15 protein-coding genes are annotated in these 14,652 nt (G+C 68.5%); 11 read left to right on the forward strand and 4 right to left on the reverse strand.

All coding sequences use genetic code 11. From position 1 onward, the window contains the following. Positions 1-85 precede the first annotated feature (85 nt). From AC6CR5_RS03935 to AC6CR5_RS03965, 7 genes are all read left to right on the forward strand, one after another. On the forward strand, positions 86-1,690 hold the full coding sequence (locus AC6CR5_RS03935; protein ID WP_006388142.1) for an ABC-F family ATPase: 1,605 nt from the start codon (positions 86-88) through the stop codon (positions 1,688-1,690). A gap of 173 nt (positions 1,691-1,863) precedes the next feature. Then, positions 1,864-3,081 carry an MFS transporter gene (locus tag AC6CR5_RS03940; RefSeq protein ID WP_024068718.1) on the forward strand — a complete coding sequence of 406 codons (1,218 nt, stop codon included), beginning with the start codon at positions 1,864-1,866 and terminating at the stop codon, positions 3,079-3,081. Positions 3,082-3,193: 112 nt separating this feature from the next. After that, positions 3,194-3,964, forward strand: a complete 771-nt coding sequence (locus AC6CR5_RS03945) for an ABC transporter ATP-binding protein (protein ID WP_006388145.1) — start codon at positions 3,194-3,196, stop codon at positions 3,962-3,964. A gap of 74 nt (positions 3,965-4,038) precedes the next feature. Beyond that, a complete protein-coding gene (locus AC6CR5_RS03950; protein WP_006388146.1) occupies positions 4,039-5,037 on the forward strand; it encodes an ABC transporter substrate-binding protein in 999 nt (332 codons plus the stop codon). Then, positions 5,034-5,807, forward strand: coding sequence for an ABC transporter permease (locus AC6CR5_RS03955; RefSeq protein WP_026383568.1), 774 nt, complete (start codon positions 5,034-5,036; stop codon positions 5,805-5,807). Before AC6CR5_RS03950 ends, AC6CR5_RS03955 begins: the two co-directional genes overlap by 4 nt. A gap of 5 nt (positions 5,808-5,812) precedes the next feature. Next, entirely contained in the window at positions 5,813-6,631 is an 819-nt protein-coding gene (locus tag AC6CR5_RS03960) for a transporter substrate-binding domain-containing protein (RefSeq protein ID WP_109442172.1), read from the forward strand. 72 nt (positions 6,632-6,703) lie between these two features. Then, positions 6,704-7,291, forward strand: coding sequence for an IMPACT family protein (locus tag AC6CR5_RS03965; protein ID WP_006388149.1), 588 nt, complete (start codon positions 6,704-6,706; stop codon positions 7,289-7,291). A gap of 33 nt (positions 7,292-7,324) precedes the next feature. Here the strand turns inward: AC6CR5_RS03965 and AC6CR5_RS03970 are convergent, their stop codons facing one another. Together AC6CR5_RS03970 and AC6CR5_RS03975 are read right to left on the reverse strand one after the other, a co-directional pair. Further along, entirely contained in the window at positions 7,325-7,699 is a 375-nt protein-coding gene (locus tag AC6CR5_RS03970) for a thioredoxin family protein (RefSeq protein WP_006388150.1), read from the reverse strand. Between the two features lie 197 nt (positions 7,700-7,896). After that, entirely contained in the window at positions 7,897-8,919 is a 1,023-nt protein-coding gene (locus AC6CR5_RS03975; RefSeq protein WP_006388151.1) for an LLM class flavin-dependent oxidoreductase, read from the reverse strand. A 378-nt stretch (positions 8,920-9,297) separates the two neighbouring features. Between AC6CR5_RS03975 and AC6CR5_RS03980 the strand changes: the two genes are divergently transcribed. After that, a complete protein-coding gene (locus AC6CR5_RS03980) occupies positions 9,298-9,654 on the forward strand; it encodes a VOC family protein (RefSeq protein WP_006388152.1) in 357 nt (118 codons plus the stop codon). Positions 9,655-9,738: 84 nt separating this feature from the next. Here AC6CR5_RS03980 and AC6CR5_RS03985 read toward each other — a convergent pair whose 3' ends face one another. Beyond that, positions 9,739-11,031, reverse strand: a complete 1,293-nt coding sequence (locus tag AC6CR5_RS03985; protein WP_006388153.1) for an NCS2 family permease — start codon at positions 11,029-11,031, stop codon at positions 9,739-9,741. Positions 11,032-11,139: 108 nt separating this feature from the next. Here AC6CR5_RS03985 and tsaD point away from each other — a divergent pair, with 108 nt between their 5' ends. Then, complete coding sequence (tsaD, locus tag AC6CR5_RS03990) at positions 11,140-12,171, forward strand: tRNA (adenosine(37)-N6)-threonylcarbamoyltransferase complex transferase subunit TsaD (RefSeq protein ID WP_006388154.1); 1,032 nt, start codon at positions 11,140-11,142, stop codon at positions 12,169-12,171. A 69-nt stretch (positions 12,172-12,240) separates the two neighbouring features. On the opposite strand, the gene plsY is transcribed toward tsaD, so the two are convergent. Next, positions 12,241-12,882: a glycerol-3-phosphate 1-O-acyltransferase PlsY gene (gene plsY, locus AC6CR5_RS03995; protein WP_006388155.1), complete on the reverse strand. Its 642-nt coding sequence runs from the start codon at positions 12,880-12,882 to the stop codon at positions 12,241-12,243. Positions 12,883-13,070: 188 nt separating this feature from the next. On the opposite strand from plsY, the gene surE reads away from it, so the two are divergent. Together surE and AC6CR5_RS04005 are read left to right on the forward strand one after the other, a co-directional pair. Continuing rightward, positions 13,071-13,829 (forward strand): 5'/3'-nucleotidase SurE, encoded by a 759-nt coding sequence (surE, locus tag AC6CR5_RS04000; protein ID WP_020927471.1) that lies wholly within the window; start codon positions 13,071-13,073, stop codon positions 13,827-13,829. Next, complete coding sequence (locus AC6CR5_RS04005; RefSeq protein ID WP_026383565.1) at positions 13,814-14,638, forward strand: protein-L-isoaspartate(D-aspartate) O-methyltransferase; 825 nt, start codon at positions 13,814-13,816, stop codon at positions 14,636-14,638. The genes surE and AC6CR5_RS04005 overlap by 16 nt, the downstream gene beginning before the upstream one ends. Positions 14,639-14,652 lie beyond the last annotated feature (14 nt).

Raw genomic sequence — 14,652 nt, forward strand, 5'->3', positions numbered from 1 at the left:
GGCTTGGTACACTATCAGGTTTCGCCGCATGCCGGCGTTGTCGCGCCATCCTGGCGCCACATCCATTTCCCGCTGCTAAAACACTGTGATATCCACCGCCAATCTCACCATCCAGTTCGGTCCCAAGCCCCTTTTCGAGAACGTCAGCGTCAAGTTCGGGGAAGGCAACCGCTACGGGCTGATCGGGGCCAACGGGTCCGGCAAGTCGACGTTCATGAAGATCATCGGCGGCGACCTGGAGTCGTCGGCCGGCAACGTCTCGCTGGAGCCGGGCGTGCGCCTGGGCAAGCTGCGCCAGGACCAGTTCGCCTTCGAGGACCTGCGCGTGCTGGACGTGGTGATGATGGGCCACACCGAGATGTGGGCCGCGATGTCCGAGCGCGACGCGATCTACGCCAACCCGGAAGCGTCGGAAGACGACTACATGCGCGCGGCCGACCTGGAGGCCAAGTTCGCCGAATATGACGGCTACACCGCCGAAGCCCGCGCTGGCGAGCTGCTGCTGGGCCTGGAAATCGCCGTGGACCAGCACAACCTGCCGATGCGCGAAGTGGCGCCGGGCTGGAAGCTGCGGGTGCTGCTGGCGCAGGCGCTGTTCTCGAATCCGGACGTGCTGCTGCTGGACGAGCCGACCAACAACCTGGACATCAACACCATCCGCTGGCTGGAAAACGTGCTCAACAGCTACCAGAGCACGATGATCATCATCAGCCACGACCGCCACTTCCTGAACCAGGTCTGCACCCACATGGCCGACCTGGACTATGGCGAGATCCGCATCTACCCGGGCAACTACGACGACTACATGCTGGCCTCGACGCAGGCGCGCGAGCGCCTGGTGGCCAACAACGCCAAGGCCAAGGAACGCGTGGCCGAACTGCAGGACTTCGTGCGCCGCTTCGCCGCCAACAAGTCCAAGTCGCGCCAGGCCACCTCGCGCCTCAAGCAGATCGACCGCATCAAGGCCGAGCAGGTCGTGGTCAAGCCGTCGTCGCGCCAGAACCCGTACATCCGCTTCGAGCAGAACAAGGTCATGCACCGCCTGGCGGTGACCGTCGAGAACCTGTCCAAGTCCTACGACGCGCCCGTGATCCGCAACTTCTCGGCCATGGTCGATGCCGGCGAGAAGATCGCCATCATCGGCGCCAACGGCGTCGGCAAGACCACCTTGCTGCGCCTGTTGGCCACGGACCTGGCGCCCGATGCCGGCACGGTCAAGTGGTCGGATAACGCGGACCTCGGCTACATGGCCCAGGACGTGTCGGATCAGTTCCTGCAGACCGATATCAACCTGCTCGACTGGATGGGCGACCATCGCCAGCCGGGCGACGACGACCAGTCGATCCGTTCGGTGCTGGGCCGCCTGCTGTTCTCGGCGGACGACCTGCCCAAGGCGCCCAAGGTGCTGTCCGGCGGCGAAAAGAACCGCATGACCTTCGGCCGCCTGATGCTGGGCCGCCACAACGTCATGCTGCTCGACGAGCCGACCAACCACCTGGACATGGAATCGATCGAATCGCTGCAGTTCGCGCTGGAAAAGTACGAAGGCACGCTGGTGTTCGTGTCGCACGACCGCGAATTCGTGTCCGGCCTGGCCACGCGCGTGATCGAGATCCTGCCCTCGGGCGAGATCGTCGACTACCGCGGCGGCTACGAAGACTACCTGTCCTCGCGCGGCATCGAAGCCTGATACTCGGAGCCCGATGCCACGGGCCTGATATGCGGGCCTACGTCCAGGCCTGGTGGCGGGCCTGACTCCCGGGCCAGGGCGGCGGGCTGGACGGCGTTCAGCCTGCCGCAATCCTGCTGGGCTATCATCCGGGTAAACCCTGGCCCGTTGCGCCAGGTTCCACCCAGTCTGCCATGCCTCCCACTCCTCATACCACGCCCGATGGCGCGCCCATCGGGACGTTCGCATTGACCGCGCGCATCGTCGCGATCGCCTTTTTCACCTTCATCTGTTATCTGGCCATCGGCCTGCCGCTGGCGGTGCTGCCGGGCTACGTGCATGACCAGCTCGGCTACGGCTCGGTGCTGGCCGGGCTGGCCATCAGCGTGCAGTATGTGGCCACGCTGCTGAGCCGGTCGCACGCGGGCCGCATGGCCGATACCGTGGGCCCCAAGCAGACCGTGGTGATCGGCATGGCCGCCTGTGCCGCCAGCGGCGTGTTCCTGCTGCTGGCCTACGCCTTCGAGCGCAGCGCTTGGCTCAGCCTGGGCGCCATCATCGTCAGCCGGCTGGCGCTGGGCTTCGGCGAAAGCTGGGTCGGCACTGGCTCGGCCACCTGGGCCATCGCCCGGGTCGGCCCGCTGCACACGGCGCGGGTGATTTCCTGGAACGGCATCTGCACCTACGGCGGATTGGCCTTGGGCGCGCCGCTGGGGGTCTACCTGGAGACCGAATGGAGCATGGGCGCGCTGGGCGGCGCCGTGCTGCTGCTGGGCCTGGCCGGCCTGGGGCTGGCGCTGGCGCGGGCCGCGGTGGCCATCGTCGGCGGCCACCGCATGGCCTTCAAGAGCGTGGTGCTGCGGGTGTTCCCGCATGGCATGGCGCTGGGACTGGGCTCGGTCGGCTTCGGCACGCTGGCGGCCTTCGTGGCGCTGTACTACGCCAGCTTCTCGTGGGAGGGCGCGGCGCACGCGCTCAGCGCCTTCGGCTGCGCCTTCATCGGCGTGCGCCTGCTGTTCGCGGGCACCATCACGCGCTATGGCGGCTTCAGGGTGGCGCAGGTGTCGTTCCTGGTGGAGGCGGCCGGCCTGGCGCTGCTGTGGCTGGCGCCCAATCCCGGCGCCGCGCTGGTGGGCGCGGCCCTGACCGGCTGTGGCTTCGCGCTGGTGTTCCCGGCCATCGGGGTCGAGGCGGTGGCGCGGGTGCCGGCGGGCAGCCGCGGCGCGGCGCTGGGGGCCTATTCGGCCTTCCTCGACCTGGCGCTGGGCGCGACCGGTCCGGTGGCGGGTTATATCTCCGGCGGTTTCGGCTATCCGGCGATCTTCCTGTCCGCCGCGGTGGCGGTGCTGTTCGGCTTCCTGATCGCGGTCGGCCTGCAACGGCATGCGAGCCGGTCGGGGGCGGCCGCCTGAAGTGGCTGTTTTATAACTCCAGGCATTAAGGACATGCGATATTTATCGTTTGGATTCATATAACGAATTGTTAGATTAGGCCCGTTCCCCACGCGCGCCCACGATTCGTTCCATGAACCTGACTTTCGACCACGTCCACAAGCAATTCGGCGACCTGCCGGTCGTCGACGGTTTCACCAGCGAATTCAAGACCGGCGAGCTGGTCGCGCTGGTGGGGCCGTCAGGCTGCGGCAAGTCGACCCTGCTGCACCTGGCGGCCGGCCTGGAAAAACCCACGCAAGGGCAGGTGCTGGCCGACGGCAAGGCCGTGAGCGGTCCGCATCCCAGCCGCACGCTGGTGTTCCAGGAGCACGCGCTGTATCCGTGGCTGACGCTGGAAGACAACGTGGCGCTGGCGCTGGAATTCCAGAAGACCCCCAAGAAGCGCGCCCGCGAGGCGGCGCGCCAGTGGCTGGCGCGCGTCAGCCTGGCCGGCTTCGAACACTATTACCCGCACCAGGTGTCCGGCGGCATGCGCCAGCGCGCCGCGCTGGCCCGCGCCTTCATCGCGCAGCCGCAGACGATGCTGATGGATGAACCTTTCGGCGCGCTCGATGCGCTGACGCGCCTGGCGCTGCAGGACGTGCTGCGCCAGCTGATCGCGCAGGAAAAACCCACGGTGCTGCTGGTGACCCACGACGTCGACGAGGCGCTGTTCTTGGCCGACCGCATCGTGGTGTTCAGTCCGCGCCCGGCGCGGGTGCTGCGCGAATTCAACCTGGCCCATCGCGCCAAGAGCCACGACCTGTCCGACCTGGCCGCCGAGAAGCGCGAGATCCTGCGCCTGCTGGGCATCGCGGTCGACGGCGCGGCGGCGCATTCCGACCTGGCGCTGGCCGCCTGACCCTTTCGATTTCCGGTTCACGGGCGGCGCCAGTCAGTGGGCGCCGGCCATCCTCGATCCCCTGGAGCTTTCCCATGAAATTCAAGCAATGGCTGTCCCTGCCGCTGGCCGCGGCGCTCCTGGCCGCGGCGCCCGCCATGGCCGCCGAGAAATTCCGCGTCGGCTATCTGCGCGTGATGGACGATGCGCAGGCCATCGTGGCGCAGGAAGGCGGCTACTACAAGAAGGCCGGCCTGGATTCCGAGCTGATCGAGTTCAAGTCGGGCACCGACCTGATCAAGGCCATCGTCGGCGGCCAGCTGGACATCGGCGTGCTGGGCTTCACCAACGCCGTGGCCTGGGCCTCCAAGGGCGCGGACCTGAAGGTGGTGGGCGGCGCGCAGCAGGGCTACCACTCGCTGATCGTGCGCGACGACTCGGGCATCAAGGACATCGCCGGACTGAAGGGCAAGACGCTGGCCTCGCAGGCCGAAGGCAGCACCGCCGACGTGGTGCTCAAGGGCGTGGTGCTCAAGCAGGGCAACCTGGCCGCCGACGACGTCAACGTGATGGGCGTGAGCCCGGCGGTGGCGGTGCAGTCGCTGGTGGGCAAGCGCGTGGACGCGGCCTTCCTGTTCGAACCCTATGACCGCATCGCGCAACTGGTGGCGCCGGTCAAGCAGATCTACGAAGTGGGCCAGGCCTGGCCGTTCCCGTGCATGGTGGTGATCACCTCGGGCGAGACGCTGGCCAAGCGCAAGGACGACGTCTGGAAGGCGCTGGACGCGCAGAACCAGGCCATCGCGCTGCTGCAGAAGGAACCGGCCCAGGCCTCGAAGCTGATCGCCTCGTACTTCATCGCCGAGCCCACGCTCAAGACGCTGAACCGCGGCGAGCTGCCGCGCGAGACCGTGATCGCCGAAGCCATCAGCACGCAGGTGTTCACGCCCAAGCTGACCGAGAAGGACACCAAGCGCATGCAGGAGATCGCCGACATCCTGCAGGCTCAGGGTTCGCTCAAGACGCGCGACGGCAAGCCGTATGACGTCTCCAGCATCGTCGACCTGTCCTGGCAAGAGGCGCGCAAGCTTTGAGCGCATCGACCCGTGTGACCGGCGCCCGCAAGCATCTGGCGGGCGTGCTGGGTGTGCTGTTCATCCTGGCGCTATGGCAGGCGGCGGCGTTGGCCTTGCCCGACTTCCTGATGCCGGGCGTGCCCGCCGTGCTCGAACGCCTGTTCGAGGACCTGGGCAAGCAGTCGTTCCACCAGAGCCTGATGGGCACGCTGGGCCGCCTGGGCGCGGGCTACGGCCTGGCGCTGGCGGCGGGCATCGGCTTCGGGCTGGTGGCGGCCGTGCTGTTCTTCTTCCGTGAAGTGCTGCGCAGCGCCATCGTCATCCTGCAATCGATCCCGTCGATCGCCTGGGTGCCGCTGTTCCTGATCGTGATGGGTTTCGGCAGCACGCCGATCATCGTGGTGGTGGCGCTGTCGGCGTTCTTTCCGGCGGCGCTGAGCGTGATGAACGCCACCGAATCGGTGCAGCGCGTGCATGTTTCGGCCGCCCGCGTGATGGGCGCCACGCCCTGGGGCCTGGTCAAGCGCGTGTACCTGCCGGCCGTCATGCCCGAGCTGATCACCGGCGCCCAGCTGGCGTTCGGCAATGCCTGGCGCGCGCTGATCTCGGCCGAAATGCTGATCGGCTTCGGCAAGGGCCTGGGCCGTTCGCTGGCCTATTCGGGCGAGATCGCCGACATGACCGGCGTCATGACCAACATCCTGGTCATCGCGGTGCTGGCCGCGCTGATCGACCAGTTCGTGCTCGAGAACCTCAAGCACCGGCTGCTGCGCTACCAGTACGTGTGAGGCCCATGATGCGGCGCGGTCTGCGTTTCCTGGCCTGCCTGGCGGCCTTGCTGTCCGCCACCGGCGGCGTGGCGGCGGCCGACGGGCTGGCGGCCGCGCGCCAGCGCGGCGAGCTGGTGGTGGGCGTGCCGTACCTGGCGCCCGCGCCGGTGGCCGGCGCCAAGATCCGCACTCCGGAAGGACTGGATATCTCCATGGCCGAGAAGCTGGCGCAGGACCTGGGCCTGCCGTTCAGCCTGCGGCAGGTGGCGGCGGCCGACGCGGCGCGGCTGCTTGCCGCGGGCGAGGTCGACATCGTGCTGGCCGATCGGGCGCAGCCGGCCCAGGCGCTGCCCGGCGATCTGGCGGCGGTGGCCACCGGCTACGCCGCGCGTCCCAAGGCCGTGATCCGCAGCGATACCCGCATGCGCCAGGGCAGCGATGCCCGCGGCCGCAGCGTCTGCATGGCCGAGGCCGCCGTTGGCGCGCAGGCGCTGGCGCGGGGCTGGGGCGCGGTGGTGCGCACTTATCGGGTGCCGTCCGACGCGCTGGTCGCGGTGCGCGAGGGCAGCTGCGACGTCGGCCTGATCGACGACGCGGTCTGGGAACCGCTGATGCGTTTTCCCGAATGGAAGAAATTCTCGGCCACGCTGCGCCCCGACGGCGCCCGCTCTGAGCGGGTCTGGCTGCTGCCGGCGGCCGATACGGCCACGCAGTCCTGGCTCGATGCGCGCATGCGCGAATGGGCGCGGGCCGACGCCTGGAAGGCCTTGACCGCCAAATGGGCCCGAGACGTGGCTTTCGACGTCTATCTGGACCAGGAAGTCGCCGACTGCCACGGCTGAGCCCGACGCGGCCCGGATCCGTCCGCAAAGGCCGGGCAGGCCGGTGGGGCGCGGCCCTTACAATGGCGGGCTATGACCACCACCTTGACCGCCGTCTGCTCGCACGAGGAAGACGTCAAGAAAAGCCGCTTCATCGCCCATGCCGCGCCCGTCGCCACCGTCGACGAGGCCATGGCGTTCTTCGCGGCGCACAGCGAGCCCGAAGCCACCCACAACTGCTGGGCCTACCGCATCGGCCAGGAATACCGCTTCAATGACGACGGCGAGCCCGGCGGCACGGCAGGACGTCCGATCCTGCAGGCGATCGAGGGGCAGGGCATGGACCGCGTGGCGGTGCTGGTGGTGCGTTGGTTCGGGGGCGTCAAGCTGGGCGCGGGCGGACTCGTGCGGGCCTATGGCGGCTGCGCCGCCAACTGCCTGCGCAACGGCCCGCGCACCGAGATCGTGGACCTGGCCACGGTGGCGTGCGCCTGCGGCTTCGCCGAGCTGCCGCTGCTGAAGTCGCGGCTGGCGCAGGCCGGCGCGGTGATCGTGCAGGAGGACTTCAGCGCGGACGGCGTGGCGTTGCGCTTCACGGTGCCGCGCGGCGCCGTGGCCGACCTGGAGATGACGGCGGCCAACATCACGCGCGGCCGCTCGGCGTGGGAACAATTGGCGTGACATGCGACAAGGGCCCCGAGGGGCCCTTGTGCGTCACGCGTCCTGGCTGTCCTGGGCCGCGGCGATTTCCTGGTGGACCTTTTCCATGTCGACTTCCTTGATCTTGGCGAGCAGCTCATTGAGCTGGCCGCCGGACAAGGCGCCGGGCTGCGAGAACAGCAGGACTTTCTCGCGGAACACCATCAGCGTGGGAATCGAGCGGATGCCCAGCGCGCCGGCCAGTTCCTGTTCCACGTCGGTGTTGACCTTGGCGAAGGTGACGTCGGGATGCTCGGTGGCGGCCTGCTCGAAAACCGGCGCGAAGCCACGGCACGGGCCGCACCAGGGGGCCCAGAAGTCCACGATCAAGGTGCCGTCCGGCGTGATGGCTTCCTGGAAGCTGTCTTTGGTGAGTTCAACAATACTCATTTTGGATCCTTGCCGCTGGCGCGGCGCAAAGTGTCGGTATCAGCGGCCCGGGGACGCCTGCCCCGGACCGGATGCGGCGACGCGGTTGCCGGTCCTGCCGGTCCATAGTAGAGCGGGGACCGGTCGCGTCGCAATGGTTGGCGCTGTGGCGAGCGCGGTCTGCGGAGCTTGTGGGGCCGGCGGCGGGGCCGCCGGCCTCACGCCGCGGTTGTTGTGGGTACGCCGTCGCGCTGCTTGAGCGCGGCGACGATCTCAAAGGAACGCAGGCGATCGGCGATATCGTAGAAATCGGACACGATCATGACTTCGTCGGCTTCCGTCTCGGCGACCAGGGCTTCCAGCCGGCGCTTGACGGTTTCGGGGCCGCCGACGATGGCGGCGCCCAGTCTTTGATTGACCGCCTCGCGCTCCCATTCGTTCCAGAGCCCGTCCATGCTGTCGACCGGCGGCTGCAACTGCAGGCGGTTGCCGCGCACCAGCGACAGGAACTTGAGCTGCTGCGTGGTGGACAGGCGCCGGGCCTCTTCATCGGTGGGGGCGGCCACCACCGGCACCCCGATCATGGCGTAGGGTCGGGCCAGCGTCTCGGACGGCTTGAACAGGTGGCGGTACAGGCGCATCGCCGCCATGCCCTCGGGCGAGAAGTGGCCGGCGAACGAGAACGGCAGGCCCAGTTCGGCCGCCAGCCGGGCGCTGAAATCGCTCGAACCCAGCAGCCAGATGGGGATGTCCAGGCCTTCGCCCGGTATGGCGCGCACCGGCTGGCCCGGCCGCGAAGGCGCGAGAAAGCCGCGCAACTCCTCGACCAGCGCCGGGAATTCCAGGCCGCTGCGCGGGCCGCGGCGCAGCGCGTGCTGCGTGGCGCCATCGCTGCCGGGCGCCCGGCCCAGGCCCAGGTCGATGCGGCCGGGGTAGAGGGTTTCGAGCGTGCCGAACTGCTCGGCGATGATCAGCGGCGCATGGTTGGGCAGCATCACGCCGCCCGAGCCGACGCGCAGCGTCGAGGTGTGCCCGGCGATGTGGCCGATCAGCACCGCCGTGGCGCTGCTGGCCACGCCGTTGATGTTGTGGTGTTCGGCCAGCCAGAAACGCTTGTAGCCGAGCCGTTCGACGTGCTGCGCCACCGCCACGCTGTTGCGGAAGGCGTCGGCGGCGTCGCGGCCCTGCACGATCGGGGCCAGGTCCAGCACCGAGAAGGGGATGCGGGCCAGGGTGCTCATGCGCGGCGCTCGCGTGGGCGGCGGGGACAGGACGAATGCAGGGTATGGCGAGACAAGGTCGGCTCCATGGTCTTATATACATGGGGAGTGTATCGGCGAATTCAACCGCTCCCGCCAGCAACCATACGGGCCGGCGGGTTGATAGCCGGACTCAATGATGACGATTTGCCGGGCGGCCCGCGACCCGGGCAGTCGTACCGGTATAGTGGTCACGTCGGCGCCGCAAGCATCGTTCCCGCGGCTCCAGGTCCGCCCCCCGATCGCGCCGCCGCGCCTGCGATTGCCAACATGATCGGCAGCGTCTGGCCGTTTCGTCCAAGACGCGGCCACTCGAATCGGCGATGATGCGGTTTTCTTCGATATCCGCGGGAGACACGCATGGGCGCCACCGGCAATAACCACCAGATCGACAACATCGAATTCAACGTCGCCGACATCGCGCGCAGCAAGCGCTTCTATGGCGACGCCTTCGGCTGGTCGTTCACCGACTACGGGCCGACCTACACCGAATTCACCGATGGCCGCCTCAAGGGCGGCTTCACCACCGGCGAGCCGGTGCGCCCGGGCGGGCCGCTGGTGATCCTGTACGCCGACGACCTGGTCGACGCGCAGCGCCGCGTGACGGCGGCGGGCGGCCGCATCAGCCGGGAGGCCTTCGATTTCCCCGGCGGCCGCCGCTTCCACTTCGCCGACCTCGATGGCTATGAACTCGCGGTCTGGACCGCCGTGGCCTAGCGGCGGGTGCGCGCCGGCATGAAAAAACCGCCGCCTTCCGGACCGGAAGCGCGGCGGTTTTGCATGGGGCGCGTCTGGCGGACGTTATTCCGGGAAGAACGCGTAGCGGATGACGAACAGGATCGCCACCAGCCAGGTGGCCGGATGCACGTCGCGCACGCGGCCGGTAGCGGTCTTGAGCACCACGTAGCTGATGAAGCCGAAGGCGATGCCGTTGGCGATGGAGTAGGTGAACGGCATCACCAGTGCCGTCAGCGCGGCCGGGGTGGCTTCGCAGACGTCGTTCCAGTCGATGTCGATCAGCTCGCGCATCATCAGGCCGGCCACGTAGAGCAGGGCGGGGGCGGTGGCGTAGGCGGGCACGGCGCCGGCCAGCGGCGAGATGAACAGCGCGGCCAGGAACAGCAGGGCCACCACCAGCGCGGTCAGGCCGGTGCGGCCGCCGGCCTGCACGCCCGAGGCGCTTTCAACGTAGGCGGTGGTGCTGCTGGTGCCCAGCATCGAGCCGGCCACGATGGCGGTGCTGTCGGCGAACAGGGCGCGGCCCAGGCGGTTGGGGCGACCCTCCGGCATCAGGCCGGCGCGTTTGGCCACGCCCACCAGCGTGCCGGTGGCGTCGAACACCTCGACCAGCACGAACACCAGGATGACGTGCACGAATCCGGTGTGCAGCGCGCCCAGGATGTCCATCTTGAACAGCGTCGGCGCCAGGCTCGGCGGCGCCGCGAACACGCCCTTGAATTCGTTGTAGCCCAGCGCCATCGACAGCACCGTGACCACCAGGATGCCGATCAGGATGGCGCCGCGCACGCGCAGCGCGTCCAGCGAGGCGATGATGAAAAAGCCCAGGATGGCAAACAGCGGTCCCGGGGTGGTCAGGTCGCCCAGCGTCACCTTGGTGGCCGGATGCGCCACCACGATGCCGGCGCTGGACAGCGCGATAATGGCCAGGAACAGGCCGATACCGGCGGCGATGGCGCTGCGCAGCGAATGCGGGATGCCCTTGACCAGCCAGACCCGGATGCCCGAGATGGTCAGGACCAGGAAGATCACGCCCGAGATGAACACGGCGCCCAGCGCCTGCTCCCAGGTGTAGCCCATGGTCTTGACCACGGTGAAGGCGAAGAAGGCGTTCAGCCCCATGCCCGGCGCCATGCCGATCGGCCAGTTGGCGATCAGCGCCATCACCAGCGAGCCCAGCGCGGCGGCCAGGCAGGTGGCGACGAACACGGCGTTGCGGTCCATGCCGGTGGACGACAGGATGTCCGGGTTCACGAAGATGATGTACGACATCGTCAGGAATGTCGTCAGGCCGGCCACGATCTCGGTTCTCGCGGTCGTGCCGTGTTCACGCAGGTTGAATAGCTTCTCCAGCATTCTTATCCCCAGGGTGCTTGCAGGCTCGGTTTGTCGGAAGGGGGCTTGGCCGCCCTCGGTCATTTTGTAAACGGGCGTATTTTCGCATCAGTTGTAAACTCTGCCGCCATGATTATTCTCGGCTTTGAAAGCTCCTGCGACGAAACGGGCGTCGCAGCCGTCTGTACGGAACGCGGCCTGCTCGCGCACGCGCTGCACACCCAGATCGCCATGCACCAGGAATACGGGGGCGTGGTGCCTGAACTCGCCTCGCGCGACCATATCCGCCGCGTGGTGCCGCTGACGCACCAGGTGCTGCAGGAGGCGGGCCTGGAAATGTCGGACATCGGGGCGGTGGCGTATACGGCCGGGCCCGGTCTGGCCGGCGCGCTGCTGGTGGGCGCCAGCGTGGCGCAGTCGTTCGCCTGGTCGCGTCACCTGCCGGCCATTGCCATTCATCACCTGGAAGGCCACCTGTTGTCGCCGATGCTGGCCGACCCGCGGCCCGATTTCCCGTTCGTGGCGCTGCTGGTGTCCGGCGGCCATACGCAGTTGATGCGGGTCGACGGGGTGGGGCGCTACGAATTGCTGGGCGAAACGCTGGACGATGCCGCCGGCGAAGCCTTCGATAAGTCGGCCAAGCTGATGGGCCTGGGCTATCCGGGCGGACCGGCGCTGGCGCGCCTGGCGGACCAGGGCGATGCCGCGCGCTTCGACCTGCCGCGCCCCATGCTGCACAGCGGCGACCTGGATTTCAGCTTCAGCGGCCTGAAGACGGCCGTGCTGACCCGGGTCAAGGCGGCCGAGCAGGACGGCGGACTGGATGAGCAGACCCGCGCCGACCTGGCGGCGGCCACCCAGGCCGCCATTGTCGAGGTGCTGGCCGCCAAGTCGATCCGCGCCCTCAAGCAGACCGGCCTGCGCCGCCTGGTGGTGGCCGGCGGGGTGGGCGCCAACCAGCTGCTGCGCGCCAGGCTGGCCGCCGCGCTCAAGCCGCTCAAGGCACAGGCCTATTTCCCGCCGCTGTCGTTGTGCACCGACAACGGCGCCATGATCGCCTTCGCGGCGGCCGAACGGGTCAAGGCCGGGCTGGTGACCCTGGATCCCGATGCGCACGGATTTACCGTGCGGCCGCGCTGGGACCTGGCGGAGATCGGCTGAGCCGGGCAATGAAAAGGGGGCCGCGGCCCCCTTTTCATTGGTGCCGCGACGCCCGTACCGGCGCGCGGATCACTTTTTCTTGCCGCCGCCGATGCGGCTTTCGGTGCCTTGCACCAGGCGCGTGATGTTGGCGCGGTGGCGGTAGAACAGCAGCACGCCGATGATGGCCAGGGCAATGCCCATGGCCGGCTGGGCATACCAGGCCAGGCCGGAGCCGAACACGTAATAGACCGGCGCGAAGAACGCCGCCACCAGCGAGGCCAGCGAGGAATAGCGGAAGAACACCGCGATGATCAGCCAGGTGGCCGCCGTGGCGACCGCCAGCCAGGGCTGGATGGCGACCAGCACGCCCAGCGCGGTGGCCACGCCCTTGCCGCCCTTGAAACCCAGGAAAATCGGGTACAGATGGCCCAGGAAGGCGGCCACGGCGACCGCGGCCAGCGGCCCGGGGGTGATGCCGGGCGCCAGGCGCTGCGCCAGCCAGACGGCGAACCAGCCCTTGGCGGCGTCGCCCAGCAGGGTCAGCGCGGCGGCGGTCTTGTTGCCGGTGCGCAGCACGTTGGTGGCGCCGGGGTTCTTCGAGCCGTAGCTGCGGGGGTCCTGCAGCCCCATCAGTTTGCTGACGACCACCGCGAACGGCACGGAGCCAATCAGGTAGGCCAGCAGGATGAGCGCAGCGGAGAACGCCAGGGAGGGTTCGGTGATCGCCATGGGTAAGGGGTCCGTTGTTGTCGTGCGTTGTCTCGATGGCTGCGGATTCTACCCCGGCGGCCCGGCGGGCCGGGTACGGGTAAGCGAGAGGCCGATCGGAACCGGGTTCGCCGACGGACATGCCGAGGTCCTCCTTGGACGGTACAATCCAGCGCGTCACCCGCGTTTTATTTTCTTTCGGATGCACAATGCGAATTCTGGTTTCGAACGATGATGGTTATTCCGCCCCTGGGCTCGAAGCGCTGGTCAAGGCGCTGCAGGGCCTGGGCGACCTGACCGTCGTCGCGCCCGAGACCAACCACAGCGGGGCATCCAATTCCCTCACGTTGAACCGGCCGCTGTCGGTGCGCACGGCGTCCAACGGCTTCATTGCCGTCAACGGCACGCCGTCCGACTGCGTCCACGTGGCCCTGACCGGGCTGATGGACGCGCGCCCCGACCTGGTGGTGTCCGGCATCAACAACGGTGCCAACATGGGCGACGACACGCTCTATTCGGGCACCGTGGCGGCCGCCAGCGAGGGTTACCTGTTCGGCATCCCGGCCATCGCCTTCTCGCTGGCCGAGAAAGGCTGGGAGCACATCGATTCCGCCGCCCGCGCGGCGCGGATGGTGGTCGAACGCCACCTGGCGCAGCCCTTGGCCGCGCCGGTGCTGCTGAACGTCAACATTCCCAGCCGCCGGTTCGAGGACATGCACGGCTTTCAGGTCACGCGCCTGGGCAAGCGCCATCCGTCGCAGCCGGTGGTGCGCACCACCACCCCTTATGGCGACCCGGTCTACTGGATCGGCCCGGTGGGGCAGGCGGCCGACGCCACGCCCGGCACCGACTTCCACGCGGTCGCGCAGGGCATGGTGTCTGTCACGCCGCTGCGGCTGGACCTGACCCAGCACAGCCAGCTCGACGAAATCCGGACCTGGGCGGAGCCGCTATGCGTCGACGCGTAAGCCAGCCGGACGTCTCCCAGGCGGTTCCCGGGCGGCCCAGCCCGGTGCGCTACGACTCGGGCCGGCTCAGCCCCGGCGTCACGCCGGCCAACAGCAACACCCGGGTTTCGGCCGCGACCCTGCAAAGCCAGGCCAAGGCGCCGACGCCCGCGGCGGGCGGCAACCTGGGGCTCAATTCGGATCGCCTGCGCCAGGCCATGGTGCAGCGCCTGCGCGCCCAGGGCGTGACCGACGAGCGCGTGCTCAACGCCATGGCCGCGGTGCCGCGCCACCTGTTCGTCGACGAGGCCCTGGCCAGCCGCGCCTATGAAGACGCGGCCCTGCCGATCGGCCATTCGCAAACCATTTCGCAACCCTGGGTGGTGGCGCGCATGATCGCCGCCATCTGCGAAGACCGCACCCCCACCCGCGTGCTCGAAGTCGGCGCCGGCTGCGGCTACCAGGCGGCGGTGCTGGCCCAGTTCGTGCGCGAGGTCCATTCCATCGAACGCATCCGCGGCCTGTACGAACTGGCGCGCGAACACCTGCGCGCCTTGCGGCTCACCACCCGCATCCGCTTGATCTATGGCGACGGCATGCTGGGCCTGCCCGGCGTGGCGCCGTTCGATGCTATCGTTGTGGCTGCCGCCGGCCTGACCATCCCGCAGGCGCTGCTGTCGCAGCTCGCGCCGGGTGGACGCCTGATTGCTCCCGAAGGGGGCTCGAACCAGCGCCTGGTGCTGATCGAACGCACGGGCGCGGCCAGCTGGAAACGCACTGAATTAGAGGCCGTGCGCTTTGTGCCGCTGCGTGCCGGAATACAATCTTGAGCAAACAGGAGAAA

The sequence above is a fragment of the Achromobacter sp. EG18 genome (genome assembly GCF_059759395.1).